Genomic DNA, 238 nt, shown 5'->3' with positions numbered 1-238 from the left:
GAATCATCAGCGTTTCACCAATCCAGTCAAGCCGCCCGCAATCAGGGCGGCGGTATCGGCCAGTGCCACCAGCGGATCAAGTCCTGCGGGCACGGCCATGTAACGGGGTTCCCAGTCAGGCTGGAACTTGTCTTTGAAGCGGCGCAAACCTTGGAAGTTAGACAGGTGCTCGCCACGGCGGAACACCATCGAGCCCAGGCGTTGGGTCAGCGGGGCGCCACGGCGTGGTTGCAGGCCC

General features: G+C 63.4%; 1 protein-coding gene. It reads right to left on the bottom strand.

The window, feature by feature from the left end; all coding sequences use genetic code 11:
• Positions 1-6: 6 nt before the first annotated feature.
• Positions 7-238, bottom strand: a 232-nt coding sequence (locus KZZ04_RS20765; RefSeq protein ID WP_219424117.1) for a phosphatidylglycerol lysyltransferase domain-containing protein, incomplete at its 5' end; no start/stop codon positions are given.

The sequence above is a fragment of the Pseudoalteromonas sp. CR1 genome, from assembly GCF_019392235.1.
GTDB lineage: Bacteria > Pseudomonadota > Gammaproteobacteria > Enterobacterales > Alteromonadaceae > Pseudoalteromonas.
This window is presented reverse-complemented; position numbering and strand designations above follow the sequence as displayed.